Origin of the sequence: Parahoeflea alexandrii (genome assembly GCF_027214025.1) — a bacterium.
Taxonomy (GTDB): Bacteria; Pseudomonadota; Alphaproteobacteria; order Rhizobiales; family Rhizobiaceae; genus Hoeflea; species Hoeflea alexandrii_A.
In genome coordinates this window covers 127398-153136 of sequence record NZ_JAPWHB010000004.1, presented here as the reverse complement: position 1 = coordinate 153136, position 25739 = coordinate 127398, and the positions used below count along the sequence as shown (strand labels likewise).

The following is a 25739-nucleotide window of genomic DNA, read 5'->3' as shown; positions in this document are numbered from 1 at the left end:
AGTAATTCATACAGGTTTTAGCGTCAACTGACAGCCCCGGCTGGCGGCGGCGCGCGAGTGTCGAGAACGTCGATGATTGTCTGCCAGTGCAACCTTGTGTCGAAAGGCGAGATCGAGGCTGCGGTCGAAAAGCTGCTCGCCGAAGAGCCCTGGCAACTGATTGTGCCGTCGAAAGTCTACCATTCGATGCGGATCCGCGGCCGCTGCTGCGGCTGCTTTCCTGACGTGGTGGAGATCATCGGCGAGGTCACCGCAAGGGTGAGAAACGGTGCCGAACAGGCGTGGTGAGAAGAGGCTGCGGCATCGGCGCCGCATTGACGCGTCGGCGGCCATTGCTTAAGTCAATCGAACCAACCGAACTCTGGCGTGGCAGCAGGCGCCCGCCGCACTTCAAAGGCAGTTGACGTCATGGATCTTCGCCCAGTTACCCCAACCTATTCCGTTTCAGGTCAGATTTCCGTCGAGGACCTGGCCGCCATCAAGGCCGCCGGCTTCAAGTCGATCGTCTGCCACCGTCCCGATGGCGAAGCGCCGGACCAGCCGGCGTTTGCCATCATCAAGCAGGCGGCCGAACAGATGGGGATGGAAGTCCGCCAGATCCCGGTCGGGCCGATGGGCGTGACCGCGGAGGCGGTGCGGGCGATGGTCGACGCTATCGAGGAAATGCCGCAGCCAATGCTCGGCTACTGCCGCTCCGGCGCGCGTTCGACGGCGATCTTCCAGCACACGGCGCATCTGCGCAACTGAGCGCAGCCGCTGTCGCGGGGCCTGGCTCCGGTGGACAAGGATCCGGGCTTGCTGCATCAAAGCTGTCCAGGTTTCACTTTCCGGCGAGGATGACCGATCCGTGCCAGCCAGCAGAAACAGAGCCGGCCGGGTCCGGCGCACGGTCATCGTCCTGACCATCGTTACCCTGGCTTATGCGGGGTTTGCCTATGTCGCTGCGCCGCTGGTCTGGGATGTCATGTTTGACCGGAAAACGTTGGTCACCGACAGCGAACCGCGGCTGACCGAGACCTCGGACCATCGTCCCGGCGACCCGCTCAATGTGGCGCTGATTGGCGACGAGGCGGCGGTGAAGGCCGCCATGACGGCGGCAGGCTGGCTTGCGGCGGATCCCCTGGGGGTGAAAAGCCGCCTGGAAATCGCTGCCGACATCGTTCTGGAACGTCCCTATACGACGGCTCCGGTGAGCCGGCTGTTCCTGTTCGGGCGCAGCGAGGACCTGGCGTTCGAGAAGCCCGAGGGTCCGGATCCGGACAAGCGGCACCATGTGCGGTTCTGGCGGCTTGCGGCGACACCCGGACAAGCGGCGCCGGGATGGATTGGCGCGGCCTCGTTTGACCGGGGAATCGGGTTCAGCCACGAGACCGGGCAGCTGACGCACCACATCGCGGCTGAGGTGGATCTCGAACGCGACAATCTGCGCGCCGACCTGACCGGGGCCGGGCGCCTGACGGACAGCTACATGATGCCGGGATTTCACAAGGTGCTCAGCGGCCGCAACGGCGGCGACGACGCCTGGGTGACCGATGGCGACCTTTGGGTCGGGGTGCTGGGCAACGTGTCGTGACCGTTCTTCAGCCGCAGGCGTGACGGCGGGCGAGGGGGCCGCGGCCTCGACCGGAGCGCCGTCCTTGGTTCATATTGCCGGGCAACCGCTGCACCAGCAAGAAACCGCCATGTCCCCCGATGATCTGACCAAACCGCCCTTTCATCCCGATCCGGCCACCCTGACGCGGGTGAAGCAGACCTTCGAGGGCCCCGGCCCGGGCCGCCACCGTCGCGCCGGACCGAAAGCGGGATTGTGGGCTTCGAGGCCGGGTTGTCCGGTCAGGTTTCGTCCCTGGCCGCGAGGAGCGCTTCGAGTTCGGCAATGCGGGCATCGCGCTGGGCCAGCACGCGGGCGACATCGTCGGCTTCGAAGCGTTGCGGAATGTGCTGCGGGCAATTAACATCCCAGGCCTCGACCTTAAACAGCGCGATCTGTTCGGGCCGCGCCCGGTAGCCTTCAGGCATCAGGCGGGACAGGAGCTCCGGTGTTGCCCCGACCATTTTCGCCGTGCCCCAGATCTTGATGCGCCGTTGCAGCGCATAGTCGATGAGGAAGATGAAGGCTTTCGGGTTGTCCTCGAGATTGCCCTCGGTGATGAACTGCCGGTTGCCCTTGAAATCGGCGAAGCCCAGCGTGTGACGGTCGAGCACGCGGAGAAATCCCGGAGGGCCGCCGCGATGCTGGACGTAGGGCTGGCCCTCCGAATTGGCGGTGGCGAGGAAGAAGCTCCGTGTGTGCTCGACGAAGGCTGCGAGCTCCGGATCGATCACCGTGCGCCAGCCGCCACGCTGTTCCATCCCGGCATAGGTGGAGCGCGAGCCCTTCCTGTCCTGGATGGCCTTGACGGTCGGAGTGAAGGCGATGTCGCTGGAAGAGGTCTGGCCGGGCTTCATGGTGTCCTCACATTTTCCTTACAGGCCGAGCTCGCTCAGGCCGGGATGTTCATCCGGGCGGCGTCCCATGGGCCAGTCGAACAGGCGCTCGTCCTCGCTGATCGGAAGATCGTTGATCGAGGCGATGCGCAGCCGCATCAGGCCCCGGGCATCGAACTCCCAGTTCTCGTTGCCGAAGCTCCGGTACCACTGGCCGCTGTCATCGCACCATTCATAGGCAAAGCGGACGGCGATGCGGATCTCGTGGAAGGCCCAGACTTCCTTGATCAGCCGGTATTCGAGTTCGCGCGCCCATTTCCGGGTCAGGAATTCGACGATTGCGGGGCGTCCGGTCAGGAATTCGGCGCGGTTGCGCCACTGGCTGTCAGGCGTGTAGGCGAGCGAGACGCGCTCCGGATCTCGGCTGTTCCAGGCGTCCTCGGCGAGACGGGCCTTCTCGGCGGCGGTTTGAGTCGTGAATGGCGGCAAAGGCGGGCGGGCAGTTTCCGGTGTCGACATGATCGTGTCCTTCAAGGTGAAGGGGGCGCCATCGCTGACGCCCCGGGTTTCAGGTTTCAGGCGGCCTGGCTGACCGGCACTGCCGGGAAATCGACTTCCGTCCCGAACACCTCGTTGATGTAGTTGGTGAGCGTGTTGAGCGCGACGTGGGCGACGATCTCGACTATCTCGGCATCGGAATAGCCGGCGCTGCGCACTTGGGCGAAATCGGCATCGGTGATCGCGCCACGGTCGAGCGTAACCTTCCGTGCGAAGCTTACAGCGGCATCCGCCTTGGGGTCGCCCGAATGGCCATTGCGGTTTGCGGCAATCTCGGCATCGGCGAGCTTGGCGATGTTCTTGCCCAGATAGGTGTGGGCGGCGAGGCAGTAGCGGCAGCCGTTGACCTGGGCCACGGCAAGGGCGATCCGCTCGCGGGTGGCTGCGTCAAGCGCGCCCTTGGCGAGGGCGCCGTTGAGGCTGAGATAGCCCTCGAGCGCGGCGGGGCTGTTGGCGGTGATGCGGAAGAGGTTCGGGGCTGAGCCGAGCTGCTTCTTGACGGCCTCGAGCAGCGGCTGTGCGGCTGCGGGGGCGGCGGCGATCGTTGCGGGCGTGGGGATACGGGACATTGGTTTGATCTCCTGTCTGGTGCACGGCACGTGCCGCGCTTCACAGGAGGCAATATGATTGTTTCTAAGAATTATAGAATGTACTATATTTTCCATATACAATTGCGTTTATCGGGATAATAGCAATGGATCGATTTGACGCCATCGGCGCCTTCATCGCAGTCTCCGAGCTGAAAGGCTTCGCGCCCGCCGCCCGGAAGCTGGGCATGTCGACCTCGGCGATCACGCGCCACGTGGCGGCGCTCGAGGAGCGGCTGGGCGTGCGGCTTTTGAACCGGACCACCCGCGCAGTCAGTCTCACCGACGCGGGGATGAGGTTCCTCGAGCGCGGCCGCCGCATCATGGCCGATCTCGAGGATGCCGAGCAGATGGCCGAAAGCGAGCGCGGCGAACCGATGGGCCGGCTGGTGGTCACCGCGCCGCAGGTCTTCGGGCGACTGCATGTCGCGCCATTGGTCTGCGAATTCATGACACGTCATCCGAAGGTGAGCGCCGAGCTGATGCTCTCCGACCGCAATGTCAATCTTGTCGAGGACGGGATCGACATTGCCATCCGCATCGGCAACCTCGCCGATTCAAGCGACATCGCCCGCAAGGTCGGGGCCGTGCGCCGGGTGCTGGTGGCGTCGCCGGACTATCTTGCCAAACAGGGCGTGCCGCGGACCATCGGCGATCTCAGACAGCACCGCCTGATCTCGTTCACGGCGCTTGGTGCCGCCGATCACTGGCGGTTCTGGGTTGACGGAACGCCCCAAGGGATCTCGGTGAATCCGAGCTATGCGACCAACAGCGCCGATGCCGCGATCTGGCACGCGGCGCAGGGCGGTGGCCTGACCATGGCGCTGAGCTACCAGGTCGCCGATCATCTCAATGACGGCCGGCTCTCGCTGGTCATGGCCGACCACGAGCCCGAACCCTACCCGGTGCAGCTCGTCTATCCGAGTTCGCGCCTGCTTTCGCTCAAGGTGCGCGCCTTCATCGAGCAGGCGCACGCCACGCAGAACTGGGACTTCCGGACCCTTGCTGGGGAGCGGGCAGGATAGGTCCTATTTCTTCACACCGGTGCCCGAGATCTGGGCCAGCGTCCGTGTCGGGGTGATCGCCTGCTGGTCGAGCTTGATCTCGATGATCGAAGCCTTGCCGGAGGCCCGCGCGCGCTTGAAGGCATGGGCGAAGTCGGCGGTCTTCTCCACCGTCTCGCCGTGGCCGCCATAGGCGCGGGCAAGGGCCGCGAAGTCCGGGTTGGTGAGCTCCGTGGCGCTGACGCGGCCGGGATAGTCGCGCTCCTGGTGCATGCGGATGGTGCCGTACATCGAGTTGTTGACGACGATGACGATGATCGGGAGCTTGTGCTGGATCGCGGTGGCGAATTCCTGGCCGTGCATCATGAAGCAGCCGTCGCCGGCAAAGGCCACGACGAGGCGGTCGGGGAAGGCCTGCTGGGCGCCAACTGCTGCGGGCACGCCGTAGCCCATCGAACCCGAGGCGGGCGCGGCCTGGGTCGCGAATTTCCTGAAGCGGACATAGCGGTGGACCCAGGTGGCGTAGTTGCCGGCGCCGTTGGTCAGGATCGCGTCCTCGGGCAGCTCGTCCCGGAGCCAGTCGATGATCGGGCCCATCTGGACGTCGCCGGGGCCGGTTTCGGGCGGCGTCGACCAGTCGAGATAGGCCGCATGCATCTGCGCCACCATGCCGGCGCGGCCGGGCATGGGGTCGACGTCCAGTGACGACAGGGCATCTGCGAAGGAGGCCGGATCGGCGTTGATCGCCAGCGTCGGACGGTAGACCCGGCCGAGTTCGCCGGCATCGGCATGGACGTGGACCAGCGGCTGCTTCGGGCAGGGGATGTCGAGCAGCGTGTAGCCGGAGGAGGGCATTTCCGAGAAGCGGCCGCCAACCAGCATGACCAGGTCGGACGCCTTGATTGCCTCGGCGAGTGCCGGATTGATGCCGATGCCAACATCGCCGGCGTAGCAGGGGTGGGTGTGGTCGAACAGCATCTGGCGGCGGAACGAGCAGCCGACGGGGATCTGCGCGCGCTCGGCGAAGCGCTCGACCTGACGGACGGTGGTTTCGGTCCAGCGGGTGCCGCCGAGGATCATCACCGGACGCTCGGCACGCGAGAGGCGTTCGGCAAGCTCCTTCATCTCAATGTCGCCCGGACGGGTGGCAGGCACCGGATTGGGAAGGATCTCGGCCGGCGGGTTTTCCACCACCTCGCGCAGCACGTCCTCGGGCAGCGCCAGCACCACCGGGCCGGGGCGGCCGGACATGGCGACGGAAAAGGCGCGGTTGACGAATTCGGGGATGCGGGCGGGATCATCGATCTCGGCCACCCATTTGGCGAATTCGGTGAAGGCGCGGCGGTACTCGACTTCCTGGAAGGCCTCGCGTTCGCGGGCGTCGCGCTGGACTTGGCCGATGAACAGGATCATCGGGATCGAATCCTGCCGCGCGATGTGCAGGCCGGCGGTGGCGTTGGTGGCGCCGGGGCCGCGGGTGACGAAGCAGATGCCGGGCTTGCCGGTGAGCCGTCCCCAGGCATCGGCCATCATCGCCGCTCCGCCTTCCTGGCGGCAGACGGTGACGCCGACGCCGGAATCGACCAGCGCGTCGAGAACGGCGAGATAGCTTTCGCCCGGCACGCAGAACAGGCGCTCGACGCCATTGGCCTTGAGTGAATCGACAATCAGCTGGCCGCCGGTTTTCATGTGCGTGGTCCTTTGGATTTGATGGTCTTGAGTTCGGCCAGCACCTCATCGGTGTGCTCGCCCAGGCGTGGGCTTGGCCGGTCGTAATGCAGCGGCGAGGCGGGCAGAAGGATCGGCGCGCGCACCGAGGGGATGTCGGTTCCGGCCTGGTCTTGCAGGTCCATCCTCAGGCCCCGGGCGATCGCCTGCGGATCGTCGAACATCTCGGCAATATTGTTGATCGGTCCGGCAGGTACGGCATTGGCCTCGCAGGCAGCGAGGATGTCGGCCTTGGTCCACATGCTCATCTCGGCGATGATCTCGGCGCGCAGACGCACGCGGTTCGCGACGCGCGACGGGTTGGTCTGGAACTCGGGATCGGCGCCGAGTTTCGCCGCTCCCAGGAGCTTGCAGAAGCGCTGGAACTGGCCGTCATTGCCGACGGCGATGATGACGTGGCCGTCCGAAACCGGGAACACCTCGTAGGGCGCGATGTTCATATGGGCGTTGCCCATCTGCACCGGGGCGACGCCGGACACCAGGTAGTTGAGGTTCTGGTTGCCGAGGATGCCGGCCTGGGTGTCGAACAGCGCCATGTCGATCATCTGCCCCTGGCCGGTCCTTTCGGCGTGGCGCAGCGCCGCCTGGATGGCGATGACCGAATAGAGCCCGGTGAATATGTCGGAGATGGCGACGCCGGCCTTCTGCGGCTCGCGGCCGGGTTCGCCGGTGATCGACATCATGCCGGTCATGGCCTGGATGATAAAATCATAGCCGGCGCGCGGCGCGTAGGGCCCGGTCTGGCCGAAGCCGGTGATCGAGCAATAGACGAGCTTCGGATTGGCGGCTTTCAGACTTTCGTAGTCGAGGCCGTATTTCTTCAGGCCGCCAACCTTGAAGTTCTCGAGCACCACGTCTGCGGTGGCGATCAGATCGCGGGCGGTTTGAGCCCCTTCCGGACTGGCGATGTCGAGCGTGATCGAGCGCTTGCCTCGGTTGGTCGAGTGATAATAGGCGGCCGACAGATTCTCGCCGTCAGCGCCCTCGACAAAGGGCGGGCCCCAGCGCCGGGTGTCGTCGCCGCCCTCGGGATGCTCGATCTTGATGACGTCGGCGCCGAGATCGGCAAGCAGCTGCCCGGCCCAGGGACCGGCCAGGATGCGCGCAAGCTCTATGACGCGGATTCCGGCAAGCGGTCCGGTGTTTGCCTCGGATGGCCTGGTTTCCGGGGTCTCAGACATGGGATTTCCTCGCGGCTGCCGGTGCGGTCAGGGGCGGAAACAGGGTGAGAGCGGCGCGTTTGAAAAGAGCGGAATGAATGATCGGTCCTCCGGTTCGCGACTGTCTGTTAGCAGGTTTGTGCAGAGCCTGTCACGTCCGCGAATGTGCCTGTGCCGGCGGAAATGCTATGGCCGGTTACGGGTGGTCAAGCGGTGGCGGGCAGCACCTTCTCGAGCCAGGTCGCGAAGGCCAGCATCGACTGGTCGCGATTGACCTCGTTGAGCGTCTCGTGCCGGGTGCGCGGCAGGATCTCAGTGGTCACATTGGCCAGTCCGGCCTTCTGTATTTGCTCAGCCAGCCAGGCGACGGCCTTGCCGTTGTCGGTGGCGGGATCCTCGGCGCCGCCGATCAGGTGGACCGGCAGGGTTTTCGGCAGCTTCGCCAGGTTTTGTGCGTCCGCGCCGGCGTAGATCAGCCTGAACACATCCTGCCACATGCTCACCGTCGCGTCCCAGCCGCTGAGCGGATCGATGACATAGAGATCGACCTCGACTGGATCGTGCGACAGCCAGTCGAAAGCGGTGCGGCGGTCGGACATGGCATTGGCCCAGGCCTGGAAGGTGAGCTTGGGCAGGATGGCGCTGGGCGTGTCCGAGCCCTTGAAGAAGGCTTCCAGCCTGAGCATGAACTGACCTGCGCGGCCGGCGAGGCCGGCGTTGAAATTGGAATTCCAGACCGCGAGCGCGGCGCTGGCCGCGGGGTGCGCCTCTGCAAAATTGAGTGCGATCAGCCCGCCCATCGAGTGACCGAAGGTGACGACCGGCAGGCCCGGATGGCGCTCGGCAATCAGCGCATGGATGGCGGCGACATCGGCGATCACCTTCGACGCGCCGTCCCTGGAGGCAAAGGCGCCGGGGATCGAATCGGGGGCGCGGGTGGCGCCGTGGCCGCGATGGTCGTGGGCGTAGACGTGATAGCCGCGTCCGGCCAAAAACCGGGCGAAGCGCTGGTAGCGGGCGGCGTGTTCGGCGAGGCCATGGTTGATCTGCACCACGGCGCGGGGCGTTCCGGTTGCCGGCATGTGGCGGACGGCAAGCGTGGCGCCGGTGGGGCTCTGGTGGGGAAAGGCAGAAAAATCGCTCATTGCCCATTGGTCATGGCCGGGGCGGGAAAATCAAGAGGGGATGATGACCGGACGTGCAAGGCACAGGGAGGCTGCGGCTTGCTCTTGCCGCAAAAATCGCTAGTTGAGGGGCAACGAGCCAAGGAGTGCCGACACGTGAGCGATCTGACCCTCAATCAAGCCATCGACAACATTTATGCGTCGATCAACAACGACAACGAAGAGATCGACGTCCACATCGCTGCGTTGAAGGCCGCCATGGCGCGCGAGGGCGTCAAGGAAGCCGTGTTCGAGCCTTCCCGGCTGGCGCAGCCCAACCGGCAGGGCCGCAAGATCATGCAGTCCTATTTCCGCAAGAAGGGCGTGACCGTCAGTTTTGCGTCCTGAGGGCCAGACCCGGCGTTGACGCCCTTGATGTCTCCTCCGCATTGGCTAATGTTCCCGGATTAGGGGTGTGGAACCGGCGGCCCGGAACGGGAACCGGGGCGAAACCGGGGGGGTGGTGTGTCCAACGAAGATCCCATGGATGCCGGCGATCTTGACATGGCCCTCGGCGACGATGAAAGCCTTTCGGCGGCGGAAGCCCCCCGTCCGGCGGCGCAACGCGGCGTGCGGACCGGCTGGGGCGCGCTGGTTTTTCTGCTCGGTGTCGCCTCCGGAGTTCCGGTTGCGATCTTCATGCCGGGCTTCCTTTCCGATCACGGCTCCGTGGTGCTGGGCATCGTGCTTGGCGCATTGCTTTTCGTTCTCGTGGTGCTCTCGCTGATCTTCGTCTTCCGGCAGCCGCTCTGGCGCTGGTTCTTCCGGCGCGGCGAGATCGAGGTGACCCGGTTTGCCGGACCGCTGGCAGACGTCGCCCGTCACGCGGCGGGCCAGCGGGTCGATGAAGCCACGGAAGCGGCAAGAAACTTCGCCGAGATCGCGCTCGCGCGTTATGCCTGGATCACCACGCGGCGCTGGCTGGTGGCCTCGATCACCGGGCTGATCGCGGCGATGGCGGCGCTTGCCGGTTCAGCGCTCCTGTTCGAGCAGAACAAGCTGCTCCGCGCCCAGTCGGTGCTGCTGGTCGAGCAGAACCAGCGGATCGATTTCCAGAACAGCCTGATCGATACCCAGATCCAGCTGGCGGAAGCCGAACGCAGCGCCCAGATCGGGCCGGAAGTGGTGGAGATCGGCGCTCTGATCGGCGCCGAGCGGCAGGCGTTTCTGGACAATGGCGGCGATATCGACGATTTCGGCCTGGCGGAACTGACAAGTTCCACCCGAGGGCGCATCGTCGCGGCGAGCCTGGTGGCCCGTCCCTACCGCTACCTGGCGCCCGCCAATGCCAATCCACGTGATGCCAACGGCCTGATCCGCACCGCGCTTGCCCGGCGTTCGGACGCGGTGGCCGACAGGAGCGTGCTGGAGACGGAGCCCCGGCCCGAGACCGAGCGGCTGGTCGACCGCTCCGTGAGCCCGGAACGCGGCGATCTGCTGACCATGCTGACCGCCAACTCCATTCTCGACACCGAGGCGCTGACGGCACTTGGCGCCGACTTCTCCTTCGCCGAATTCCGGCGTGAACTTGCCGGCGGCCTGTCGATGCGGCATGCGCGGCTCGCATTCGCCGATTTTTCCTGGACCCGGATGGTGGATTGCCGCTTCGGTGCAGCACAACTCGATCACGCGCGGATCGAGAATGCGGTGGTGCGCGGAACCGAATTCTCGTCGCTGCCGGCAAGCGAGGTGACCGGGCAGTTCTCGGCCGGGGATTTCGACTACCTGCCCACAAGCATGGCCGGCATTTCCTTCCGCAACAGCGTCATCCACCGCACCGGCTTTGCCCGCGTCAACGCCATTGCGCCGGTATTCGACAATGCCGTGGTTGCGATGGCGGACTTCACCGGGGCTTCGATCGGCGGGGCGAGCTTCCGCAACGCCATGATCATCGACAGCATATTTGACGACGCGAGCCTTTTGTCGATGGATCTGGAGGATGCGATCGTCTTCGACCAGACGTTTCTCGAAAGGCTCAAGGCCACCGCCGCCGTGGGCACATTCGTCGCAGAGCGCTGGAAACTCACGCCGATTGCCGCGGGGGAAATGGCCGATCATCCGGGCTATATCGAGATGACCAACCACGTGCCCGAGGCTGCCTATGCCGGCGTACAGACCTGGCGCATCAACCGGGTGGCCGCAGCGTCCGAGTGACATTTCGGGTATTCCTGCTCCGATAGACCTCCCTGCGAAGTCCTGTCAGGGAAGTCATGCGGGGCATCATTGCCCTTCTCGCCCAATTCGACTAGACAGCGGGCAATCATCCAAATCATGTCTGGAGCGCATCGTGGCACGGCAGTTCATCTATCACATGGCAGGGCTCAACAAGTCCTATGGCGCCAAGAAGATCCTCGAAAACATTCACCTGTCGTTCTACCCGGACGCCAAGATCGGTATTCTCGGTCCCAATGGCGCGGGTAAGTCGACGGTTCTGAAAATCATGGCCGGGCTCGACAGCGAGTTCACCGGCGAGGCGTGGCTCGCCGAGGGCGCGACGCTGGGCTACCTGCCGCAGGAGCCGCAGCTCGACGAGAGCCTGAACGTGCTCGGCAATGTCATGCAGGGCGTGGCCGACAAGCAGGCGATCCTCGACCGCTATAACGAACTGATGATGAACTATTCCGACGAGACCGCCGACGAAGGCGCGAAGCTCCAGGACATCATCGACGCGCAGAACCTGTGGGACCTCGACAGCCAGGTGGAAATGGCGATGGAAGCGCTGCGCTGCCCGCCGGGCGAGGCCGCCGTCGATTCGCTGTCGGGCGGTGAAAAGCGCCGCGTGGCGCTCTGCGCGCTGCTGCTCAGGCAGCCGGACCTGATCCTGCTCGACGAGCCGACCAACCATCTTGACGCGGAAAGCATCGCCTGGCTCGAGAAGCACTTGCGCGAATATCCCGGCGCCGTGATCATGATCACCCATGACCGCTACTTCCTCGACAATGTCACGGGCTGGATCCTCGAGCTCGACCGCGGCCGCGGCATTCCCTACGAGGGCAACTACACCGCCTATCTCGACGCCAAGGCCAAGCGGATGAAGCAGGAGGGCCGCGAGGAAGCCGCCCGGCAGAAATCGCTTTCCCGCGAACAGGAATGGATCGCCTCGTCGCCGAAAGCCCGGCAGGCCAAGTCGAAGGCGCGTATCCGCGCCTATGACGAACTGGTCAAGGCGGCAAACGACCGGCGTCCGGGCGAGGCGCAGATCATCATCCCGACCGGCGAGCGGCTCGGCAACCAGGTGATCGACGCCGAAGGCATCTCGAAGGCCTATGGCGACCGGCTGCTGATCGACGACCTGACCTTCAAGCTGCCGCCCGGCGGCATCGTCGGCGTGATCGGCCCGAACGGCGCCGGCAAGACCACGCTGTTCAGGATGATCACCGGGCAGGAGAAGCCCGATTCCGGCTCGATTACCATCGGCGAGACGGTGCAGCTGTCCTATGTCGACCAGAGCCGCGATTCGCTCGACCCGAACAAGAGCGTCTGGGAAGAGATTTCCGGCGGCAACGATATCATCAAGCTCGGCAAGCATGAGATGAATTCCCGCGCCTATTGCTCGACCTTCAACTTCAAGGGCGGCGACCAGCAGCAGAAGGTGGGCACGCTTTCGGGCGGCCAGCGCAACCGGGTGCATTTGGCCAAGCTGCTGAAATCCGGCGGCAACGTGCTGCTGCTCGACGAACCGACCAACGATCTGGACACCGAGACGCTGGGCGCGCTGGAAGAGGCGCTGGAAAACTTCGCCGGCTGCGCCGTCATCATTTCGCATGACCGCATGTTCCTCGACCGGCTCGCCACCCACATCCTGGCATTCGAGGGCGACAGCCACGTCGAATGGTTCGAAGGCAACTTCGAGGATTACGAGCAGGACAAGATCCGCCGGCTTGGTGCTGACTCGGTCAATCCGAAGCGGGTGACGTACAAGCCGCTGAAGCGGTAAAGAGGGGGAGAGTTCGGGGACAGTTTACTTTTCCACTTCTGGTGGTTCATTCTGCTCCGAAGTCCCAAGAAAAGTGAACTGTCCCCTACCTGCGAGTCTCCTCCCATGACCACCATCCTCATCACCGGCACTAACCGCGGCATCGGGCTGGAGATGGCCAATCAGGCGCTGGCGAAGGGCTGGACCGTCTATGGCTCGGCGCGGGCGCCGGTGACCGATCCGGACGCGCATATCTGCCATCATCCGAATTTCCATGACCTCCAGTTCGATGTCACCGACCATGCAGCTGTGCGGACGGCGGCGGAGGCAATCGACGCGCCGATCGACATCCTGATCAACAATGCCGGCATCATCGGGCCGGCGCGGCAATCGACGCTGGACATGGATTTCGACGGGTTTGCTGAGACGCTTGCCGTCAACACGCTGGCGCCGCTGGCGGTGGCGCAGGCCTTCCTGCCGCATCTCAAGCTGAGCTCCCGTCCGCGTATCCTGACGGTTTCCTCCTGGATGGGCAGCCTTTCGCATGCCAAGTCCGACCGGATCGCCTACCGGGCATCGAAGGCGGCGGTCAACAAGGTGATGCAGGGGCTTGCCACCGATCTCGCGCCGATGGGCATTGCCGTGGCGAACCTGCATCCGGGCTGGGTCCAGACCGACATGGGCGGGGCTGCGGCCGATATCGACCCGGCGACCAGCGCCGGCGGCATTCTCAAGATTGCCGAGGGGCTGACGCTCGAAGGCACCGGAAAGTTCTACAACTGGGACGGCTCGGCGCTCGAGTGGTGACAGCGCTATTTGATCCGGCAGCAGAACGGGTAGAACGGCTCTGACAGGCCGGGTGCGGCGGTCGGCGTGAAAGTGAAATCGCGTACGGCGTCGCTTTCGTCGGTGCAGCCGCCCGGCGTGTAGGCGATGGTGCCCCTGACCGGATGACTGGTTTCAAGCTGCCAGGGGTTTTCCGAGGCGAAGCTGACGCTGCCCGGCGTGGTCTGGATGCTGTCGCCGGAAAAGGCGTCGATGAAATTCGCGCTCATGCCGCCGTCGCAGGAAAGTTCCAGCGCCCAATTGGGCTCGAAGCCGGAACAGATCAGGGTCTGGCCGGTTTCCAGCAGGCCGTTGCAGGACAGGTCGGCGGCAAGCGCGGCTGCCGGTAGCGGCATGGCAAGCGCAAGGGCCAGGCACAGCGGTCTTGAAAGGTGGTGGGCAAGCATCATCGATGATCTCCGTGATATCGTGACTGTCAGCTCCCCGCCGCTTCATCCTAGCACGTTCTTGCTGCAAGGTGAATTGGGCTCGCGTGCCAGGGTTGTTCGCCCTTGCGCCCCGAGGGCCGATGCCGCCCGCGGCGCGCGGTCACAAGTGTTCACGCTTTTTGATTGGTTCATCAGAGCTGCATTCGCTATGGCTCGGTGACTGTTCAGCCATTTCCGGAGCGAGCGATGACCCTGCCGATGTTTCCCGACGTTGCCCCCGAGCTGCCCGAAATCCTCCCGGCGCGGCGGATCAAGGGCAGGGTGTCCCAGTTGCTGGCAGCACTTGGCGGGGATTTCCCGACCGAGGAGGTTGCCTCGCTGGCACTGGGTTTCGACGGGGTGGAGGGGGATTACCATGCCGGGCCGACCCGCAAGTCGGGCGGCCGCGAACCGTGGTATCCGCGCGGCACCGAAATCCGCAACGAGCGGCAGATATCGGTCGTGGCCGCCGACGAACTGGCCGTGGCGGCGGCGCAGATGGGCATCGACCGGATCGAGCCCGGCTGGATCGGTGCCAATCTGGTGATTGCGGGCATTCCGCTGCTGTCGATGCTGCCGCCGCGCACGCAATTGTTCTTCGAGGGCGGGGTGACGCTCAGGGTCGACGGCGACAACGGGCCGTGCCGCATCGCCGGGGCGTCGATCGCGAAGAACTTTCCCGAGATGGACGAGACCTCGCTGGCGCTGAGCTTCGTCAAGGCCGCCAAGCGCCGCCGCGGCGTTGTCGCCTGGGTGGAAAAGCCCGGGGTGATTGCAAGCGGCGAAGCCGTGACGGCGCATGTCTGGGAACAGTGGATCTATCCCGCGGGCTGATTGACGCCCGTTGCCGAAACCCGGGGCTCTGACCGCGCATTCCTTCGGATGACTTGCGAAACCGCTGCGACATAAAGTTTGGCGGGCGCGACATAGCGCTTGTCAAGACTTCGAAAATGACATAAACATATCTTTATATCGTTTTCGAGGTTTTCAATGCTGTCTCTGTCCCCGCTCACTCTCGAGGAATGCGTCGAGGTTCTCAAGGCCGCAGGCGAACCGACGCGGCTGCGCCTGATCGCGCTCTTGAGCCATGGCGACCTGACGGTCAGCGAGATGACGGACGTGCTGAGCCAGTCGCAACCGCGGATCTCGCGGCACCTCAAGCTTCTGGGCGAGGCCGGTCTGGTCGAGCGCTACCAGGAAGGGGCCTGGGCCTATTTCCGGCTGACCCGCGACGGGGTGCGCGCCAAGCTGATGCAGCAGGCGCTCAATGCGACGTCGTCGTCGGATGCGCACCTGGCGCGCGACGCCGAGCGCCTGGCGACGGTCAAGCAGGCGCGGGCGAGCCGCGCCGAGGCCTATTTCTCCGCCAACGCGGAAAGCTGGAACGATTTGCGAAGCCTGCATGTGTCGGATGAAAAGGTCGAGGCGGAAATCCTCAAGCTGATCGGGCGGACCCCGTTTGACGGGCTGCTGGATCTGGGCACCGGCACCGGGCGGATGCTGGAACTGCTGGCCGACCGTTATCGCCGTGCCATTGGCATCGATTCGAGCCGCAGCATGCTGGCGATTGCCCGCGCGCAGCTCGACGAGGCGGGCATCACCCATGCCTCGGTGCGGCAGGGCGACATCTTCAACCTGCCGCTCGAACGCGAGAGTTTCGATGTGGTGACCATTCACCAGGTCCTGCATTTCCTGCACGATCCGCTGCCGGCGATCACCGAGGCTGCGCGCATGCTCAGGCCGGGCGGGCGCATCGTGGTGATCGATTTCGCCAGCCACGACCATGAGGAACTGCGTCTCGAGCATGCGCATGCCCGGCTTGGCTTCAGCCAGAGCCAGGTGGCCGACTGGCTCGAGCAGTCGGGCCTGAGCGTCGAGAAGATCGTCGATCTCCCGCCTGACAGCAGCGATACCCGCGCACTGACAGTCACCATCTGGCTTGCCCGTGACCCGCGGCTGCTGATTGCCACCGATACACCTCCTTCCAGCACAGGGACCGCCTGACATGACAAGCTCCTTCCGCTCCAGCGCAGAAGATCTTTCCGAACGGATCAAGGTGTCGTTCGAATTCTTCCCGCCGAAGAACGGCGACATGGAGAGCCAGCTCTGGGAAAGCATCTCGCGGCTGGCGCCGTTCAAGCCGGATTTCGTGTCGGTCACCTATGGCGCTGGCGGCTCGACCAAGCAGCCGACGCTGAACACCGTGACCCGGATCTGCAACGAGACCGCGCTGGCGCCCGCCGCTCACCTGACCTGCGTCGGCTCGGACAAGGCTGCCGTCGACGCGGTAGCGCGCGAATTTCAGGCTGTTGGCGTAAACCATTTCGTTGCGCTCAGGGGCGATCCGCCGGAAGGCGTCGGAGCAGCCTACAAGCCGCATCCGGAAGGCTATGCCAACGGCGCGGAACTGGTGGCGGGCCTGCGCGCCATTGCCGATTTCGAGATCTCGGTGTCGGCCTATCCGGAACGGCATCCCGAAAGCCCGGACTTCGCCACCGATATCGACATGCTCAAGCGCAAGGTCGATGCCGGTGCGACGCGGGCGATCACCCAGTTCTTTTTCGACAACGACATCTATGAACATTACGTCGAGCGGGTGCGGCGGGCCGGCATCTATATCCCGATCGTGCCGGGAATCCTGCCGATCCACAATTTCGGCCAGGTGGCGCGGTTTTCCAAGCTCTGCGGTGCCTCGGTGCCGGAATGGCTGGCGCGGCGGTTCGACGGCCTGGAAAAGGACCCGGAAACCCGCGCGCTGGTGGCCGCCGCGATTGCCGCCGAACAGGTCAACGACCTGGTCGAGCGCGGCATCGACGATTTCCATTTCTACACGATGAATCGTGCCCAGCTGGTCTATGCGATCTGCCACATGTTGGGGCTGCGCGGCGATGAGGCGGGCTCGGTGGGGGCGGCCGCCTGAACCGAAAGGCCGACTTATGGTGCCAAAAGGACCGGATCGGCCCCGGATCGGCAAGGCCGAAAGATAAAGGGACGGGAGCGCAAAAACGATCCCGTCCCTGAATTTTGTCGTTTATTCAACGCGCCTCATGGTCAGATGAAGAGCATTGCTCCAATAAAAATGAACGCTGCACAGATCACAAGGGCATTGAGCGACTGCGTAAATCCCATGGTGGTCCTCCATCGCGTTTACGGTCAAATGATAGTCATGGCTGCGGCTTCGTGGGAAGCAAAATCGTTGCTGCGGTGCAACCAAAAGCGGGAAAATTCCTCCTTGAAGGCGTTTCATCCACTTGAAAGAAATGAATTATTAGCAATTTAATAAACTGTTAAGAATCTGTTAAATACCTCCTATCGGCGAAAATTTCCGGCAGGCAACCGCGGCCTGTCCGCCGCAATTCCGCCTTACTTGTAAACGGCTGTCTGGCCGGAAACGGAGCTGAGAGGCTGCGGGAAGCGGGGCTGCAACGGGCGAAAAACCGGGTTTCCGGCAGCCCCGGACGCTGGTCGAGACCGGCTCAAGCGCGGAAGGCGCGTTCGAGCAGTGCTGCGACCTCGAGCAGGCGGCGGTCCTGACCGAAACGGGCGACGGCCTGGATGCCGAGCGGCATGCCGGCGGCGTCCCGGAAGCCCGGAATGTTGATGGCCGGGGTTCCCATCAGGGTCCAGAGCTTGTTGAAGCGCGGATCGCCGGTCGTCTCCAGACCCGCCGGCGCGGCCCCCGGAGCCGATGGGGTGAGCAGGATGTCGACCTCACCGAACAGTGCGCGGGTTGCGCCGCGGCCGCGCTTGGCCAGCCTGCGTGCGGCGTCATATTGCGAGGGTAGAATCGCCTGGCCGCGGTCGATCGTCTCGACGAGGATCGGGCTCAGCCGGTCGCGGTAGCGGGCCAGGTCCGGACCGCAGGCGAGGCCCGCCTCGTAATCCTGGACGGTCTTGTGGGCGTCGCGGGCGTGCCCCAGGGCATCGGGTTCGCCGATTTCTCCGACGTCGAAGCCTGCGTTCGCCGCCAGGTCCGCGGCCCGGGAGAGCGCATCGCGCATCGCCGGATCGGCGTCTTCGAGCTGGGCGCAGCGATAAAGCCCGACCCTGACGCTTGCCGGGTCGACGGCCTGTCCGGCGGCCGGCAGAGCAAGATCGCGACCGGTCAGAAGGGCGGCCAGCATGGCAACATCCTCGACCCCGGCCGCAAACAGGCCGATGGTGTCGAGCGAGGGGGCGAAATGCTTCATGCCGGTGGCCGGCAGCAACCGGTAGCTCGGCTTGTAGCCGGTGACGCCGCAGAATGCCGCCGGTCGGACCACCGATCCGCCGGTCTGGGTGCCGATGGCCGCCGGGATCATGCCCGCAGCCACCGCGGCGGCAGATCCTGACGACGAGCCGCCGGGGGTGTGGGCGGGATTGTGCGGATTGACGGTTGGCGCGGGGCTGAGGAAGGCGAACTCGGTTGTAGCGGTCTTGCCGATGATGGTGGCGCCCTGCCTGCGGGCGAGGTCGACGATCGCGGCGTCGACGCGCGGCTGGTAGCCTTCATAGACCGCCGATCCGTAAGCGGTGGGCTGGTCGAAGGTGTCGAGGATGTCCTTGATCCCGATGGCAATTCCAGCAAGCGGACCAACGGCCTGAATGGCGGGATCCGCGGCGACATGGGCGAAGGCCCTGATGCGGCCATCCTTTCGGGCGATGGCATCGCGGCTGAGCGCCACCATCAGCTCTGGCCTGGCCTTGCCCGCGTCACGCGCCTTGACCAGCGCCGCGAGGCTCATCATGCGATTGGTGTCCATCTTGCCCCTCTCAAGCCGGAAAGGCCGTCAGACCTGTCCAACCCGTTTTATGCCGAGACGGTTGTCCAGTGACAAGAGGCCCAGCGCAATCAGGCCGAGACCAAGTGCCTCGGTGAGCGACAGGGTTTCGCCCAGAAACACGATGCCGAGCAGGATGGCCGCGGGCGGCACCAGCAGGGTGACGAGCGAGGCGGACGTTGCGCCGGCAACGCTGAGGATCTTGAAGAAGACGACATAGGCGAAGGCGGTGGAGACCAGCGCCAGAGCCAGGATTGCCACGATCACGTCTGTCGGCGGCACGGGCAAGGTCCAGGGCTGGTCGAAGATCAACGCCAGCGGCAGCATGATCAGGGTCGAGGATGTCAGCTGTCCGGTGGCGGTGACACGCGGCGAGATGCCCTTGAAGCGCTTGGCGAAGGAGGCGGCGAAACCGTAGGAGACCGCAGCACCTACCACGGCAAGCTTGGCCCAGAGCGGACTGTCGGCAATGCCGAGCGCCGCCGGGCCGATGAGCAGCACCATGCCCGCAAGCCCCAGCGCGCAGCCGATCAGCTTGGCCGGCGTGATCTTCTCGTCGGTGGTGAAGACCTGCGCCACCAACACCGCCCAGAGCGGCGTGGTGGCGTTGAGGATGGAGGCAAGGCCGGAACCGATCTTGGTCTGGCCGAGAAAGATCAGGGTGAAGGGAATGGCGTTGTTGATCAGCCCGAGGACGAGCAGTTCGCGCCAGCGGCTGATCAGGGTCCGGTAGAAACCCGGCATGCGGCCGAAAGCCAGATGCAGCGCGAATGCGGCGAGGCTGACGCGAAACAGCACCAGCGTCATCGGCGGCACATGCTGCACGGCGATGCGGCCGAAGAAGAACGAGCCGCCCCAGATGAAGCCAAGCAGGAGAAGCAGACCCCAGGTGGCGGGGTCCATGGAACGATTGGCGGTCTGGGGCATTTCTATCACCTTGATGCGGATGCCGCTGATTGCCACAGACCCCTTGTGCGCACCACCCGAAATCAGCTTTCGTCACTGTCATTTGCCGGTCGTCCGGCCTGTTGATAGTGTCCCCCCAACCTGGAGACGCCCCATGCAACGATTCGCCACCGGAACCGACGCTGCTCTCGCGCTCAGGCCGGATCATCCGCTCTACTGCTTCCGGCCGGAGGTTCTCAGGCAGGACGCGGCGCGGTTCATGAAGCTTTTTCCGGGCGAGACGGCCTATGCGGTGAAGACCAATGGCGAGCCAATGGTGCTCAGGACACTGGTTGAGGCAGGGGTGAAGATCTTCGACGTCGCCTCGCCCGGAGAATTCGAAGCGGTGCGCGCGGCTTCGCCGGACGCCGAGATGCTCTACATGCATCCGGTCAAGGCGCAATCGGACATCCGCCTGGCGCTCGAGACCTACGGCATCAGGGTGATGTCGCTCGACCATGAGGACGAGATCGCCAAGGTGCTCCGGATCGTGCGCGCACTCGATCTCGATCCCGGCTCGATCAGCATCTATGTCCGGCTGCAGACCAAGGGTCACGCCATGTACGAGCTGTCGAAGAAATTCGGCGCAGCACCCGGCCATGCGGTGGAACTGGTGCAGCGGCTGCACAGGATCGGCTTCAAGGTCGGGCTTTGCTTTCATGTCGGCAGCCAGGTGGAGGAAGCCGAATCCTACGAGCTGGCGCTGAAATCCGCCGACTGGGTGCGCAACCGCGCCGGCGTCCCTCTCGTCGGGCTCGATGTCGGCGGCGGCTTCCCCGCCGTCTACGGCCATGACCCGAACCGCAAGGCCAAGCCTATGCCGCCGCTTGAGGAGCTGATGGCTGAGCTCCGCTCCAACATCACCGAGTGGGCCTTCGACGACATGCCGCTGGTCGCCGAGCCGGGCCGGGTGGTGGTGGCCCGCGCCTTCTCGCTGATCGTCCGGGTGCTCCTGAGAAAGGGGCGCAGGCTCTACATCAATGATGGCATCTGGGCCTCGCTGTCGGACAGCTGGACCGGCAAGATTACGCTGCCGGCGCGGTTCATTCCGGATCCGGCGCGGCGCATCCGCAAGGGCAAGGCCGACACCGTGGTGCCGTTCAAGGTGTGCGGCGCGACCTGCGATTCGGTCGACATCCTGTCGCGGCCGTTCTGGCTGCCGGAAACCGTGGATACCGGCGACTGGATCGAGATCGGCCATATCGGCGCCTATTCGCTGTCGCTCAGGACCCGGTTCAACGGGTTTTATCCCGACGATTTCGTCGAGGTGACGTCGCCGTTCGACGGCGAAGGCGCAGACGGGTTTGCGAGCCTCGAGACGATGGCGGATTGATCCGTCAGATCAGGATCATCGCCACCGATCCGGCCAGCGCCGCGCCCATGGCGACGTTGAAGATGCGGGCGGCGCGGGGATTGGTGAGCAGCCGCTGCATCATCGAGCCCAGGCCGAGCCAGACCAGGCCCGCGGGCAGGGCGGCGCAGAAGAACAGGCCGCCGAACTGCAAGGCTTGCAGCACCTGGCTGGCAGCGCCGGCCTGCAGATAGGTTCCCACTGCGCCGACCGCCACCAACCAGGCCTTGGGATTGATCCACTGGAACAGGAGCGCTGCGGTGAAGCCGACCGGTTTCGCCGCCTCAGCGGGCGCGCCGGGATCGGCGCTGGCGATCTTCCAGGCGAGCCAGAGCAGGAAGGCGGCGCCGCCCCAGTTCATCGCCTTGAGAAGGACCGCATGGTAGGTGACCATTTCGCCGAGCCCGAGGGCGGTGGCGAACAGGAGCAGCGCCATACCGCAGGAGCAGCCCAGCGCGCAGGGCAGGCCGCGCCACATGCCGACGCTGGAGCCGGTGGCGGCGATGATGACGTTGCTCGGCCCCGGCGTGATGGCGGCGACCAGGGAAAAGATGTAGAATGCGGCGATCTGTTCGAGCGTCATTGCCGGCGATGGCTCCCGTTCCTGTTGGCGAATGCGGGGCGAGGCTAGGGGCCGCGCCGACGCCAGTCTTGAAGGTTTGTGCATGGATCGGGTGAATCGCGTCAGCCGCATGCAGGAGACTGGGCAGGCCCCCGGGCTCGAGCGCATGGCGGCGTTCTTCCGCGGCCATGCGTTTTCGCCGCACCGGCACGACACCTACGCCGTCGGCATCACGCTTGCCGGGGTGCAGTGCTTCAGCTACCGCGGCGCGCGGCATCGCAGCGGCGCCGGGCAGGCCTTCGTGCTGCATCCCGACGAACTGCATGACGGCCGGCAGGGCGACGACCGCGGCTTCGGCTACCGCATCGCCTATCTGGATCCGATGCTGATCGCCCGCGCCGGCGGCCTGACGACGCTGCCATTCGTCCGCGATCCGGTCGGCGGGACGCCGGAGCTCAAACGGGCGATCGCGGCACTTCTGACGGCCGACGATCCCGCCTCGGAAACCTGCGTCAATGACGGGCTCGTGGCGCTCGCCGACGCGCTGGCGCGCGCAGCCGGCCTAACATTCGCCGGGTCCGTCGCCGTGGATGGATGCGCGGTCGGGATGATCCGCGAGCTGCTGATGTCACGGCTTGACGGGCGGGTGCGGCTTGCCGAGCTGGAGGCCTGCTCCGGGCTCAGCCGCTGGCAGATCGCGCGGCAGTTTCGGGCGGCCTATGGGGTCGGCCCGCACCGGTTCCATCTGCTCAGGCGGCTCGACCGGGTCCGCGCGCTGATCGTCGGCGGCCAGGACCTTGCCGAGGCGGCGCTCGCCACCGGATTTGCCGATCAGGCGCACATGTCGCGGCAGTTCCGCGCCGTGTTCGGGCTGTCACCGGGTGAGTGGCGCGGATTGACCCGGGCCGGCGGCCTGACGCAGGACTGAAGATTGTCCGCCGCGCGCATCTGTCACGCCGCCGGCGGCGGGATTTGCCGGTATACTGAAACTGGAGCTGGAGAAGCTCCAAAGGAGTGCACCATATGCCAAAACTGATCCGTTTCGTGCTCATCAACTCTGCCCTCGGCGTCCTGATCGGCTGGATGGTGGCGGGGGCCGTGGTCTATTTCAACATCAACGGCTTCGGCGACCTGGTGCTTGGCTCATCGAGCCGGATCGCAGCGGTGTTCATCCTGCTGATGTCGTTTGGCAGCACGTTCGGCTTTGCGGTGATGGCGACGGCGGTTATGCTGATGCCGGTTGACAAGGACGAGTTCGACAAGCTTTGACAGGCGCGCGCCCGGCGTCCCTTTGTCCTAGCGGTAGATCAGCGTCGGCAGCCACATGGTGAAGACCGGGAAGAAGGTCACCAGCAACAGCACCGCAAACAGCGGCACAAGGAACGGCGCCGTGGCGGACACGCAGCGCTCGAACGGCACCTTGGCCACGCGCGAGAGCACGTAGAGCACCATGCCCACGGGCGGGGTCAGCAGCCCGATCATCAGGTTGAGCACCAGGATGACGCCGAAATGGACGGGATCGACGCCGACATGGACGGCGATCGGCAGCAAGACTGGCACCAGGATGGTGATCGCAGCGACCGTTTCCATGAAGCAGCCGACCACCAGCAGTATCAGGTTGATCAAGAGCAAGATGATGATCGGGTTTTCCGACACGCTCAGCAGGATGGCGGCAAAGTGTTCCGGCACCCGGTTCGAGGTCAGGATCCAGGCGAAGATCGAGGCGGCGGCGACGATGAACAGCACCACCGCGGTGGTTTCGATCGTGTCCATCGACACCTTGAGGAAACGGCGCAGCGTCAGCGTCCGGTAGACGAACAGGCCGAGGAACAGCGCCCATACGCAGGCGGCGATGGCGGCTTCGGTGGGCGTGAAAGCGCCGGTCAGGATGCCGCCGACGATGATCACCGGCGTCAAAAGCGACAGGAAGGCGCGGATGAAGGCATGGCCCAGAACGCCGAACCGGAACGCCTGGTCGCGCGGATAGCGGTAGCGGTGGGCATAGAAGGCGACCATGATCATCAGCGCCACCGCCATCAGCAGGCCCGGTATGAGGCCGGCGGCAAACAGCTGGCCGATCGATGCGCCGGCGACCACGCCGTAGATGACGATCGGCAGCGAGGGCGGGATGATCGGGCCGATGGTCGAGGATGCGGCGGTGATGCCGACGGCGAAGCCCGGATCGTATTTGGCGTCGCGCATGGCCTTGATCTCGATGGCGCCGAGCCCGCCGGCGTCGGCCACGGCCGCGCCCGACATGCCGGCGAAGATCACCGAGGCACCGATATTGACGTGCCCCAACCCGCCCGGAAGCCAGCCGATCAGCGCCTTGGCAAAATCGAATATCCGCTCGGTGATGCCCGACGTGTTCATCAGGTTTCCGGCCAGGATGAAGAAAGGGACGGCGAGCAGCGGAAAGGAATCGACGCCGTTGATCATCCGGTGGGCGACGACGAGACCGGGGACATGGCCGTCGATCAGGATGAAGACCAGCGACGAGCCGGCGAGCGCGATGGCAACGGGGATGCCGAGCGCGATCAGCGCAAAGACCAGCACAAAAAGAAGGGTCAGGAGCATGGCATGCTTTCGGTCACAGTGACGGGCCCATGGCCTTGGCGGTTTCGGGATCGATCAGGCGGGAACTGCCGGTGCGCAGATGGCGCCAGAACACCAGAGCCGCATAGAGGGACATGGCTGCGAAACAGGCGCAGATGAACCAGTAGACCGAGGATTTCGGGAAATCGATGGACACCATTTTCTGCTGTGTCCGGGCCGCCACCTGGGCGCACAGATAGCCCATGAAGCCGTAAAAGACGATCGAGACCAGATCGATGAAATATTGCAGCGCCTTGCGTACCGGCCGCGAGAGCCAGCGGAAGGCGAGCTCGACGGCGATCTGGCTTTCGCGCCGCACCGCCATGACGGCGCCGAGAAAGGTCACGGTCACCAGCAGGAAGCGTGCGATCTCCTCGGTCCAGCCAAGCGAATCATTGAGCACGTAGCGGGTGAAGAACTGCAGGAAAACCACGAAGGCCAGGGCCCAGAAGACGATAAGCACCAGTCCGTCGTCCCACTGGAACCCGGTCAGATCTTCGTCTTCCTCGTGGATCAGATCGGCTATCGAGGCACGATCCTCGGTCTTGTCATCGGGCGACATCGGGCAACCTCCGAAGCAATTGAGACGCGACGGCCCGAAAGCCGCCGCGCAACGCATTTCTGCGGCTGAGGTTACTGGATCGCCTGCAGCTTGTCGTAGGTGGCCTGATCCCAGGTGGCGTCGGGCCCGTTGTGCAGCTTCATCGTGGCTTCGCGGAACGGCGTGCGGTCAACCTCGTTGACGGTGACGCCGTTGTCCTTGAACCACTGCACCAGCTCATTTTCCTTTTCGATGATCTGCGAGCTCGCGCATTCGGCGGTCTTGTCGAGCACGCCGTCAAGCGCCTGCTGGTCCTCCGCGCTCATCGATCCCCAGGTCGGGCCACCGACAATGGTCATCAGCGCATCGGAGATGTGACCGGTGAGCGTGATGTACTTCTGGACTTCGTAGAACTTCTTGGCCTGGATCGTCGGCAGCGGGTTTTCCTGGGCGTCGACCGTGCCCTGCTGCAGCGCCAGATAGACCTCGGCAAAGGCAATCGGCGTGGGGTTTGCGTCCACCGCCAGCGGGAACATCATGTAAAGCGGCGCGTTCGGCACGCGGATCTTCAGCCCCTTCATGTCTTCCGGCGTCTTGATCTCGATATTGGAGGTGACGTGGCGCTGGCCGTAATAAGTCATCGAGGTGATGTGGTTGCCCGAGGCATCCTGGTAGCCCTTCGCCAGTTCGCCGAACAGCTCGGAGCCACGATACTTGTCCCAGTGATCGTAGTCGCGGAACATGAAGGGCGCGCCGCCGATGGCGATCGGGCCGTAGGACCGGCCGGCGAAAAGCTGGCCGGTGTAGATGATGTCGACGGTGCCGAGCCCCAGGCCCTCGTTGATGTCGACTTCCTTGCCCAGCGACGAGGCCGGGAACACTTCGATGTTGTAGCGCCCGCCGGTTGCCTCGGAGAGCAGGTCGGAGGCCGCAACGGCACAGGTGTGATAGGGCTCGCTGACTTCGTAGACATGCGCCCATTTCAGTGTCTGCGGTGCGGAAAAAGCCGGCCCGGACATGGCGACCAGCGCGGTCGAGGCCAGCGCCGTCAGTGCAATATCTTTAATTCTCATGGATTGGTTCCTCCCAAAACTACGGTAACCCCACACAAGGCCGGGTACAGTATCCTCCTCGGTACCATGCGGTAACTCCTCCGTGCATGATCTGATTTTCATACTGATATTCTAGA

The 25739-nt window shown here is 64.6% G+C and carries 27 protein-coding genes; 14 read left to right on the top strand and 13 right to left on the bottom strand.

All coding sequences use genetic code 11. The annotated features are described in order from the left end of the window. The first annotated feature begins 57 nt into the window (after window positions 1-57). The 3 genes from O4H62_RS14285 (at window position 58) to O4H62_RS14275 (ending at window position 1573) form a co-directional block, all read left to right on the top strand. A complete protein-coding gene (locus O4H62_RS14285; RefSeq protein ID WP_269388825.1) occupies window positions 58-288 on the top strand; it encodes a (2Fe-2S)-binding protein in 231 nt (76 codons plus the stop codon). 120 nt (window positions 289-408) lie between these two features. Next, entirely contained in the window at window positions 409-747 is a 339-nt protein-coding gene (locus O4H62_RS14280) for a TIGR01244 family sulfur transferase (RefSeq protein WP_269388824.1), read from the top strand. 100 nt (window positions 748-847) lie between these two features. After that, window positions 848-1573 (top strand): LssY C-terminal domain-containing protein, encoded by a 726-nt coding sequence (locus tag O4H62_RS14275; protein WP_269388823.1) that lies wholly within the window; start codon window positions 848-850, stop codon window positions 1571-1573. Between the two features lie 260 nt (window positions 1574-1833). Here O4H62_RS14275 and O4H62_RS14270 read toward each other — a convergent pair whose 3' ends face one another. The 3 genes from O4H62_RS14270 to O4H62_RS14260 are packed head-to-tail and all read right to left on the bottom strand — an operon-like array spanning window position 1834 to window position 3554. Continuing rightward, entirely contained in the window at window positions 1834-2448 is a 615-nt protein-coding gene (locus O4H62_RS14270; RefSeq protein ID WP_269388822.1) for a pyridoxamine 5'-phosphate oxidase family protein, read from the bottom strand. Window positions 2449-2466: 18 nt separating this feature from the next. Next, entirely contained in the window at window positions 2467-2946 is a 480-nt protein-coding gene (locus O4H62_RS14265; RefSeq protein ID WP_269388821.1) for a nuclear transport factor 2 family protein, read from the bottom strand. Between the two features lie 56 nt (window positions 2947-3002). Continuing rightward, window positions 3003-3554 carry a carboxymuconolactone decarboxylase family protein gene (locus O4H62_RS14260; RefSeq protein ID WP_269388820.1) on the bottom strand — a complete coding sequence of 184 codons (552 nt, stop codon included), beginning with the start codon at window positions 3552-3554 and terminating at the stop codon, window positions 3003-3005. A gap of 125 nt (window positions 3555-3679) precedes the next feature. On the opposite strand from O4H62_RS14260, the gene O4H62_RS14255 reads away from it, so the two are divergent. Continuing rightward, window positions 3680-4597: a LysR family transcriptional regulator gene (locus tag O4H62_RS14255; RefSeq protein WP_269388819.1), complete on the top strand. Its 918-nt coding sequence runs from the start codon at window positions 3680-3682 to the stop codon at window positions 4595-4597. 3 nt (window positions 4598-4600) lie between these two features. Here O4H62_RS14255 and O4H62_RS14250 read toward each other — a convergent pair whose 3' ends face one another. The 3 genes from O4H62_RS14250 to O4H62_RS14240 all read right to left on the bottom strand — a co-directional run bounded on the left by O4H62_RS14250 (window position 4601) and on the right by O4H62_RS14240 (window position 8609). Further along, window positions 4601-6265 (bottom strand): thiamine pyrophosphate-binding protein, encoded by a 1665-nt coding sequence (locus O4H62_RS14250; protein WP_269388818.1) that lies wholly within the window; start codon window positions 6263-6265, stop codon window positions 4601-4603. Further along, the gene (locus O4H62_RS14245) at window positions 6262-7485 is read right to left on the bottom strand and encodes a CaiB/BaiF CoA transferase family protein (RefSeq protein ID WP_269388817.1); all 1224 of its coding nucleotides are present in this window, start codon (window positions 7483-7485) and stop codon (window positions 6262-6264) included. The genes O4H62_RS14250 and O4H62_RS14245 overlap by 4 nt, the downstream gene beginning before the upstream one ends. Window positions 7486-7670: 185 nt before the next feature. Next, window positions 7671-8609, bottom strand: coding sequence for an alpha/beta fold hydrolase (locus O4H62_RS14240; RefSeq protein ID WP_269388816.1), 939 nt, complete (start codon window positions 8607-8609; stop codon window positions 7671-7673). A gap of 135 nt (window positions 8610-8744) precedes the next feature. On the opposite strand from O4H62_RS14240, the gene O4H62_RS14235 reads away from it, so the two are divergent. The 4 genes from O4H62_RS14235 to O4H62_RS14220 all read left to right on the top strand — a co-directional run bounded on the left by O4H62_RS14235 (window position 8745) and on the right by O4H62_RS14220 (window position 13350). Then, the gene (locus tag O4H62_RS14235; protein ID WP_269388815.1) at window positions 8745-8975 is read left to right on the top strand and encodes a hypothetical protein; all 231 of its coding nucleotides are present in this window, start codon (window positions 8745-8747) and stop codon (window positions 8973-8975) included. Window positions 8976-9092: 117 nt separating this feature from the next. Beyond that, on the top strand, window positions 9093-10781 hold the full coding sequence (locus tag O4H62_RS14230; RefSeq protein ID WP_269388813.1) for a pentapeptide repeat-containing protein: 1689 nt from the start codon (window positions 9093-9095) through the stop codon (window positions 10779-10781). 133 nt (window positions 10782-10914) lie between these two features. Beyond that, on the top strand, window positions 10915-12564 hold the full coding sequence (ettA, locus tag O4H62_RS14225) for an energy-dependent translational throttle protein EttA (protein WP_269388811.1): 1650 nt from the start codon (window positions 10915-10917) through the stop codon (window positions 12562-12564). Window positions 12565-12669: 105 nt separating this feature from the next. Continuing rightward, window positions 12670-13350: an SDR family oxidoreductase gene (locus O4H62_RS14220; RefSeq protein ID WP_269388809.1), complete on the top strand. Its 681-nt coding sequence runs from the start codon at window positions 12670-12672 to the stop codon at window positions 13348-13350. Between the two features lie 5 nt (window positions 13351-13355). Here the strand turns inward: O4H62_RS14220 and O4H62_RS14215 are convergent, their stop codons facing one another. Next, the gene (locus O4H62_RS14215; RefSeq protein WP_269388807.1) at window positions 13356-13778 is read right to left on the bottom strand and encodes a hypothetical protein; all 423 of its coding nucleotides are present in this window, start codon (window positions 13776-13778) and stop codon (window positions 13356-13358) included. 225 nt (window positions 13779-14003) lie between these two features. On the opposite strand from O4H62_RS14215, the gene O4H62_RS14210 reads away from it, so the two are divergent. From O4H62_RS14210 to metF, 3 genes are all read left to right on the top strand, one after another. Beyond that, window positions 14004-14630 carry an MOSC domain-containing protein gene (locus tag O4H62_RS14210; protein ID WP_269388806.1) on the top strand — a complete coding sequence of 209 codons (627 nt, stop codon included), beginning with the start codon at window positions 14004-14006 and terminating at the stop codon, window positions 14628-14630. 156 nt (window positions 14631-14786) lie between these two features. Continuing rightward, window positions 14787-15800 (top strand): ArsR/SmtB family transcription factor, encoded by a 1014-nt coding sequence (locus O4H62_RS14205; protein ID WP_269388805.1) that lies wholly within the window; start codon window positions 14787-14789, stop codon window positions 15798-15800. A gap of 1 nt (window position 15801) precedes the next feature. Further along, a complete protein-coding gene (metF, locus tag O4H62_RS14200) occupies window positions 15802-16716 on the top strand; it encodes a methylenetetrahydrofolate reductase [NAD(P)H] (protein ID WP_269388803.1) in 915 nt (304 codons plus the stop codon). 556 nt (window positions 16717-17272) lie between these two features. On the opposite strand, the gene O4H62_RS14195 is transcribed toward metF, so the two are convergent. Together O4H62_RS14195 and O4H62_RS14190 are read right to left on the bottom strand one after the other, a co-directional pair. After that, entirely contained in the window at window positions 17273-18538 is a 1266-nt protein-coding gene (locus tag O4H62_RS14195; RefSeq protein WP_269388801.1) for an amidase, read from the bottom strand. A gap of 27 nt (window positions 18539-18565) precedes the next feature. Then, the gene (locus O4H62_RS14190) at window positions 18566-19483 is read right to left on the bottom strand and encodes a DMT family transporter (protein ID WP_269388799.1); all 918 of its coding nucleotides are present in this window, start codon (window positions 19481-19483) and stop codon (window positions 18566-18568) included. A gap of 133 nt (window positions 19484-19616) precedes the next feature. Here O4H62_RS14190 and O4H62_RS14185 point away from each other — a divergent pair, with 133 nt between their 5' ends. After that, the gene (locus O4H62_RS14185) at window positions 19617-20834 is read left to right on the top strand and encodes an alanine racemase (protein WP_269388797.1); all 1218 of its coding nucleotides are present in this window, start codon (window positions 19617-19619) and stop codon (window positions 20832-20834) included. A 4-nt stretch (window positions 20835-20838) separates the two neighbouring features. On the opposite strand, the gene O4H62_RS14180 is transcribed toward O4H62_RS14185, so the two are convergent. After that, window positions 20839-21435 (bottom strand): LysE family translocator, encoded by a 597-nt coding sequence (locus tag O4H62_RS14180; protein ID WP_269388795.1) that lies wholly within the window; start codon window positions 21433-21435, stop codon window positions 20839-20841. 82 nt (window positions 21436-21517) lie between these two features. On the opposite strand from O4H62_RS14180, the gene O4H62_RS14175 reads away from it, so the two are divergent. Beyond that, window positions 21518-22342 carry an AraC family transcriptional regulator gene (locus O4H62_RS14175; protein WP_269388792.1) on the top strand — a complete coding sequence of 275 codons (825 nt, stop codon included), beginning with the start codon at window positions 21518-21520 and terminating at the stop codon, window positions 22340-22342. A 95-nt stretch (window positions 22343-22437) separates the two neighbouring features. Further along, window positions 22438-22683, top strand: coding sequence for a hypothetical protein (locus O4H62_RS14170; protein ID WP_269388791.1), 246 nt, complete (start codon window positions 22438-22440; stop codon window positions 22681-22683). A 27-nt stretch (window positions 22684-22710) separates the two neighbouring features. Here O4H62_RS14170 and O4H62_RS14165 read toward each other — a convergent pair whose 3' ends face one another. The 3 genes from O4H62_RS14165 to O4H62_RS14155 form a co-directional block, all read right to left on the bottom strand. Next, window positions 22711-23991 carry a TRAP transporter large permease gene (locus O4H62_RS14165; protein ID WP_269388790.1) on the bottom strand — a complete coding sequence of 427 codons (1281 nt, stop codon included), beginning with the start codon at window positions 23989-23991 and terminating at the stop codon, window positions 22711-22713. 13 nt (window positions 23992-24004) lie between these two features. After that, a complete protein-coding gene (locus O4H62_RS14160) occupies window positions 24005-24571 on the bottom strand; it encodes a TRAP transporter small permease (protein ID WP_269388789.1) in 567 nt (188 codons plus the stop codon). Window positions 24572-24642: 71 nt separating this feature from the next. Then, the gene (locus O4H62_RS14155; protein WP_269388787.1) at window positions 24643-25623 is read right to left on the bottom strand and encodes a sialic acid TRAP transporter substrate-binding protein SiaP; all 981 of its coding nucleotides are present in this window, start codon (window positions 25621-25623) and stop codon (window positions 24643-24645) included. Window positions 25624-25739: the final 116 nt, after the last annotated feature.

Bases quoted from the DNA above. Each gene is read 5' to 3' on its own strand.
- O4H62_RS14280 (WP_269388824.1), top strand. From the start codon at position 409: ATGGATCTTCGCCCAGTTACCCCAACCTATTCCGTTTCAGGTCAGATT.
- O4H62_RS14270 (WP_269388822.1), bottom strand. From the start codon at position 2,448: ATGAAGCCCGGCCAGACCTCTTCCAGCGACATCGCCTTCACTCCGACC.
- O4H62_RS14265 (WP_269388821.1), bottom strand. From the start codon at position 2,946: ATGTCGACACCGGAAACTGCCCGCCCGCCTTTGCCGCCATTCACGACT.
- O4H62_RS14260 (WP_269388820.1), bottom strand. From the start codon at position 3,554: ATGTCCCGTATCCCCACGCCCGCAACGATCGCCGCCGCCCCCGCAGCC.
- O4H62_RS14255 (WP_269388819.1), top strand. From the start codon at position 3,680: ATGGATCGATTTGACGCCATCGGCGCCTTCATCGCAGTCTCCGAGCTG.
- O4H62_RS14250 (WP_269388818.1), bottom strand. From the start codon at position 6,265: ATGAAAACCGGCGGCCAGCTGATTGTCGATTCACTCAAGGCCAATGGC.
- O4H62_RS14245 (WP_269388817.1), bottom strand. From the start codon at position 7,485: ATGTCTGAGACCCCGGAAACCAGGCCATCCGAGGCAAACACCGGACCG.
- O4H62_RS14240 (WP_269388816.1), bottom strand. From the start codon at position 8,609: ATGAGCGATTTTTCTGCCTTTCCCCACCAGAGCCCCACCGGCGCCACG.
- O4H62_RS14220 (WP_269388809.1), top strand. From the start codon at position 12,670: ATGACCACCATCCTCATCACCGGCACTAACCGCGGCATCGGGCTGGAG.
- O4H62_RS14215 (WP_269388807.1), bottom strand. From the start codon at position 13,778: ATGATGCTTGCCCACCACCTTTCAAGACCGCTGTGCCTGGCCCTTGCG.
- O4H62_RS14210 (WP_269388806.1), top strand. From the start codon at position 14,004: ATGACCCTGCCGATGTTTCCCGACGTTGCCCCCGAGCTGCCCGAAATC.
- O4H62_RS14205 (WP_269388805.1), top strand. From the start codon at position 14,787: ATGCTGTCTCTGTCCCCGCTCACTCTCGAGGAATGCGTCGAGGTTCTC.
- metF (WP_269388803.1), top strand. From the start codon at position 15,802: ATGACAAGCTCCTTCCGCTCCAGCGCAGAAGATCTTTCCGAACGGATC.
- O4H62_RS14195 (WP_269388801.1), bottom strand. From the start codon at position 18,538: ATGGACACCAATCGCATGATGAGCCTCGCGGCGCTGGTCAAGGCGCGT.
- O4H62_RS14190 (WP_269388799.1), bottom strand. From the start codon at position 19,483: ATGCCCCAGACCGCCAATCGTTCCATGGACCCCGCCACCTGGGGTCTG.
- O4H62_RS14185 (WP_269388797.1), top strand. From the start codon at position 19,617: ATGCAACGATTCGCCACCGGAACCGACGCTGCTCTCGCGCTCAGGCCG.
- O4H62_RS14180 (WP_269388795.1), bottom strand. From the start codon at position 21,435: ATGACGCTCGAACAGATCGCCGCATTCTACATCTTTTCCCTGGTCGCC.
- O4H62_RS14175 (WP_269388792.1), top strand. From the start codon at position 21,518: ATGGATCGGGTGAATCGCGTCAGCCGCATGCAGGAGACTGGGCAGGCC.
- O4H62_RS14170 (WP_269388791.1), top strand. From the start codon at position 22,438: ATGCCAAAACTGATCCGTTTCGTGCTCATCAACTCTGCCCTCGGCGTC.
- O4H62_RS14165 (WP_269388790.1), bottom strand. From the start codon at position 23,991: ATGCTCCTGACCCTTCTTTTTGTGCTGGTCTTTGCGCTGATCGCGCTC.
- O4H62_RS14160 (WP_269388789.1), bottom strand. From the start codon at position 24,571: ATGTCGCCCGATGACAAGACCGAGGATCGTGCCTCGATAGCCGATCTG.
- O4H62_RS14155 (WP_269388787.1), bottom strand. From the start codon at position 25,623: ATGAGAATTAAAGATATTGCACTGACGGCGCTGGCCTCGACCGCGCTG.